Annotated in this window: 6 protein-coding genes and 1 pseudogene; 4 read left to right on the plus strand and 3 right to left on the minus strand. The window is 68.8% G+C overall.

Annotated elements, in window-relative coordinates; translation table 11 throughout:
- Positions 1 to 202: pseudogene (locus QMK28_RS33645) on the minus strand (hypothetical protein); the annotation flags it as partial.
- A 127-nt stretch (positions 203 to 329) separates the two neighbouring features.
- Here QMK28_RS33645 and QMK28_RS33650 point away from each other — a divergent pair.
- The 4 genes from QMK28_RS33650 to QMK28_RS33665 all read left to right on the plus strand — a co-directional run bounded on the left by QMK28_RS33650 (position 330) and on the right by QMK28_RS33665 (position 2,571).
- The gene (locus QMK28_RS33650; RefSeq protein ID WP_326443487.1) at positions 330 to 917 is read left to right on the plus strand and encodes a TetR/AcrR family transcriptional regulator; all 588 of its coding nucleotides are present in this window, start codon (positions 330 to 332) and stop codon (positions 915 to 917) included.
- A gap of 157 nt (positions 918 to 1,074) precedes the next feature.
- On the plus strand, positions 1,075 to 1,608 hold the full coding sequence (locus QMK28_RS33655; protein WP_326443488.1) for a hypothetical protein: 534 nt from the start codon (positions 1,075 to 1,077) through the stop codon (positions 1,606 to 1,608).
- A 163-nt stretch (positions 1,609 to 1,771) separates the two neighbouring features.
- Complete coding sequence (locus QMK28_RS33660) at positions 1,772 to 2,167, plus strand: hypothetical protein (protein ID WP_326443489.1); 396 nt, start codon at positions 1,772 to 1,774, stop codon at positions 2,165 to 2,167.
- 230 nt (positions 2,168 to 2,397) lie between these two features.
- Positions 2,398 to 2,571 (plus strand): peroxidase family protein, encoded by a 174-nt coding sequence (locus QMK28_RS33665; RefSeq protein WP_326443491.1) that lies wholly within the window; start codon positions 2,398 to 2,400, stop codon positions 2,569 to 2,571.
- Between the two features lie 104 nt (positions 2,572 to 2,675).
- On the opposite strand, the gene QMK28_RS33670 is transcribed toward QMK28_RS33665, so the two are convergent.
- On the minus strand, positions 2,676 to 3,134 hold the full coding sequence (locus QMK28_RS33670) for a hypothetical protein (RefSeq protein WP_326443493.1): 459 nt from the start codon (positions 3,132 to 3,134) through the stop codon (positions 2,676 to 2,678).
- A partial coding sequence (locus tag QMK28_RS33675) for a transposase (protein ID WP_326443494.1) occupies positions 3,131 to 3,704 on the minus strand: 574 nt, incomplete at its 5' end. The genes QMK28_RS33675 and QMK28_RS33670, both read right to left, overlap by 4 nt.

Consider the following 3,704-nt stretch of genomic DNA (forward strand, 5'->3'; position numbering starts at 1 on the left):
TTGACAGGTGCTGGGCGAGTGCGGCCAGGACAGCCCGCTCGGGCCAGGTCAACCGCGGACGTTTACCGAGCTGCCGCAACAGCACCTGATTCTCGTGCCGCAGCGCCAACAGCTCCACGTCCCTCGATGCCTCGGAACGAGCCAACAGCACCAGCAGTCCGAGAAGCCGGGAGAAGACCAGGTAGAGCAGACGCACAGTCACGCAACCCAAGCCTGCCTTGATCAACTCCGAAGGCAAAATACCAGGTCAACGCCCGCACAGACTTTTGGAACCCCACAGGTCTCGCATGGCTTGATTATTTTACGGGTCGACCCGTATGGTATTTAACATGAGCTTCTCTTCATCATCCCGGGGACGACCGAGGGACCCCCGCTCGCACGAGGCGATCGTCAGCGCGACCGCAGAGCTCGTCGCCGAGGTCGGATACGCGGCGACGTCGATCGGGGCGGTGGCCGCGCGGGCCGGCGTCGGCAAGGACACGATCTACCGACGATGGTCGGGGAAAGCGGAGTTGGTCTACGAGGCCGTGTTCACGGCCACCGACCACGCTCCGATCCCGGACACCGGAACGCTGGTGGGAGACCTGGCCGAACTGCTACAACCCCTGATCGACGAGTACCGCACGCCTGCGAGTGCCGCGGCGCTCCCGGGACTGCTCGCCGACTTCGCCTCCGATCCGGTCCTGAAGGCCCGCATCCGTACGGACTTCCTGGCCCCGGCGAGGCATCGACTGGTGATCGTCTTCGACCGGGCCGCGCGGCGCGGAGAGATCCCGGCGGACACACCGGCGGATCTGGTCCTGGACACGCTGGCCGGAGGCGTGCTCTTCCATGTCGGGCTGGTCGGCGAAGACCCCAGCCCGCAGCTGGCCAGCCGGCTGGCTGAGGTCGTTGTCAAGGGAATCGAGATCCGGTGAACGGCCGGCTTCCCGCAGCAGGTACCAGTGCAGCCGGCCTGGCCGCAGCGCACATCGTCGGCGGCAGCCTGACCCGTAGGGCGCCCTCGCATACCCGGCAACCCCGCCCGCGCCACCGGACGCGACCGGGACACGCCCTTCTTCTGAGCAGGAGACCATGGCACCTCACGATCGACCCCACGCACGAGCCCTCATCGCGGCCGGCTCACTGAGCCTGGCCGCCGGCGCGCTGCACGCCGCGCTGCCGTTCTACGGCGGCGCCGGATTCCGCTACTTCGGCGCCGGCGAACGCCTCGCCCACCTGGCAGAACAGCATTCGCCGATCCCGACCGTGACCGCGCTCGGCATAGCCGCACTGCTCACGCTCGCGGCAGCCTACGCATGGTCAGCAGCCGGGCTGCTACGCCCACTGCCCAAGCTCGCACCGGTACTGCTCACACTCACCGCGGTCTACCTGCTCCGCGGGCTCGCACTGCTCCCCGAACTTCCCCTCATCGCATTCTCCCCGACCACCCTGCCGCCGCGCGAACTCGCCTTCTCGGCCTTCGCGCTGACGACCGGGCTGCTCCACCTCGCGGGCCTTCGCGGCACCCCGTCTCTGCTACCCGCGCAGATCCAGCGGCGTCTCACTCCACGTCGACCGCTCGACGCCCAGGCCGAGCGCCACGCCCAGCGGCAGCAGCAGCCGTAGCCGTAGCCTGACGGTTCCGGGCCCGCTTCTTCCGGCACCCCCCGCATCTTCACCTGTTGGGCCGGCGCCGCGACCGCCGTCGACACCAGGCATTTCCGCCGGGTCCACGCACGCCACCGGCACGGACGCCGACTCAGCCCCCCGTTACCTCATGGAGGTTTCCATGTCCGACACCATCACCGCGACCACCCGCCGCTGGCCGCTCTGGACAGCCGCCGCTCTCGCCGCAGCCATCACCGTGCTCCACCTGCTCGGCACCCCGGAGTTCGTCGATCCGCTGCTCCGCGCAAGACTCGATGCCCCGGTGGGACAGCTCTTCCGCGTGCTGTGGCACATATGCACGCTACTGCTGGCTTCGCTTGCCGTGGCCCTGGCCTGGACCGCACGCGCCGACCGCACAGCCGCACTGCCGATCCTGGCCTACACCTGGTTCATCGCCGCCGCCTTCACCTGCGTGTTCTTCGCCGTCAACGTGGCCGCCTTCGGCGGCGCGGTGTTCACCCTGCCCCAATGGACCCTGTTCGTGCCGTTCCTCGTATTGATCCCACTGGCCCGCTGACACGGCGTCTGTTCACCGAGAACCCGAGGCCACGGTCGTCTTCGCCGCAGAAGGCGTCTTCCCAGGTGATGTCGGCCATCGGAGCGCGGCGGGGCCTGGGGCTTCAGCGAGTCCCGCGAACCGGCCGGCGGGACCCGGACCTGGGCGACCCTGCCGGTGTCGGGAGCCGCGGGGTACCTCCCCGCCTGACGGCTCAGTACCTATTCCTGACTCCGCTCGTTACGCCGGACATGATCAAGCGCATCTGCACCAGCCTGCTCTTTGCGGCCTCTGTACTCACGCTGGCACCGGCGCAGGCCGCCCACGCCGATGTCGTGGCGGAGTACCGCCTGCACTTCCACGACTGCTTCGTCAACGGTTGCGACGGATCGGTCCTGCCGCACGACACTGACACAGCGGCGTAGTCAACCGGCCACCCGACAGCCTCTGAGAGTGCGGTTCGCACCGTGATGCCCGATTCGCGATGAGGTCTGGGTGAGGTGCCCTGCTCGGTGGGGTGGGCTGGTGCTCAGGGGCGGGGCTGGGTGAACAAGCCGGGCTCGGGCTCGGTGAGGATGCCGCGGGTTACCAGGCGTTTCAGCTTGGACCGGATGCCCTCGGTGTTCTTCGGCAGGATCGGCAGGTCGAGGGCCTCGCAGATGTCGCGGGCCCGCATCGGACCGCCGGTGTCGGCGAGGGCCGTGAGGATCTGCTGGTAGGCGGGGTGTTCCGGCACCTCGGCGCGGGGTGGATCGTCGACCGGTGCCGGTGCCGGTGCCGGTGCCGGCACCAGGGCGGGTGCCGGTGCGGGGAGGCTGAGGAGGGTCTTGCGGGTGATCTGCAGATTCTCGCTCTCGGTGTCGAACTCGCAGAGGCGGGCGGTGAGTTCGGCGATCTGGTCCCGGAGCTGTCCGGCCTGCTCGGCGACTTCGCTCATCCGGACCTCGACGTAGGCCAGTACGGCCTCGACCTGGGGGATCTCGCTCACGCGCCCCTCCAGGAGGGGAGGGTGAGGCCGGTGAGGCGGCGGGCCATGACCGACGTCATCGCCCAGAATACCCGCGAGCGGGAGGAGGCGAGCCGGTGTTCGTAGTCGCGCACGAGACGGCGGTAGAACATCAAGATCCCGTTCGTCTGTTCCACGATCCACCGCTTGGCCTGCGGGACGAAGCCCTTCTCGGCCGGGTTGCGCTCGACGATCTCGACATCGATGCCGAGAGTCCTGCCGTGGTCGACGACGCTCTTCTTGAAGCCCTGGTCGACCAGGGCCTTGCGCACCGTGCCGGCCTGCGCGGCCACACCGTTCAGCAGGGCGATGCCGGCAGCGTTGTCGTGCGCGGACGCCGGCAGGACGACGACCTCGACGACCAGGCCCAACACGTCCAGGGCCAGACATCTCTTCCTGCCCGGCGCCTTTTTCGAAGCGTCCTTGCCCGTCGTGTCGGCCGGGACGCCGACGGCCGCGTGGATGCTCTGGGTGTCCAGGACCACCAGACTCGGGTCGGCTAATCGCTTCCGGCTCTCGCGCAGCTGCCAGCGCAGGAGGTCGTGAACGGTC

This window comes from Streptomyces sp. H27-D2 (assembly GCF_035828615.1).
In the GTDB taxonomy this organism is placed as follows: domain Bacteria; phylum Actinomycetota; class Actinomycetes; order Streptomycetales; family Streptomycetaceae; genus Streptomyces.

Bases quoted from the DNA above. Each gene is read 5' to 3' on its own strand.
- QMK28_RS33655 (WP_326443488.1), top strand. From the start codon at position 1,075: ATGGCACCTCACGATCGACCCCACGCACGAGCCCTCATCGCGGCCGGC.
- QMK28_RS33660 (WP_326443489.1), top strand. From the start codon at position 1,772: ATGTCCGACACCATCACCGCGACCACCCGCCGCTGGCCGCTCTGGACA.
- QMK28_RS33665 (WP_326443491.1), top strand. From the start codon at position 2,398: ATGATCAAGCGCATCTGCACCAGCCTGCTCTTTGCGGCCTCTGTACTC.
- QMK28_RS33650 (WP_326443487.1), top strand. From the start codon at position 330: ATGAGCTTCTCTTCATCATCCCGGGGACGACCGAGGGACCCCCGCTCG.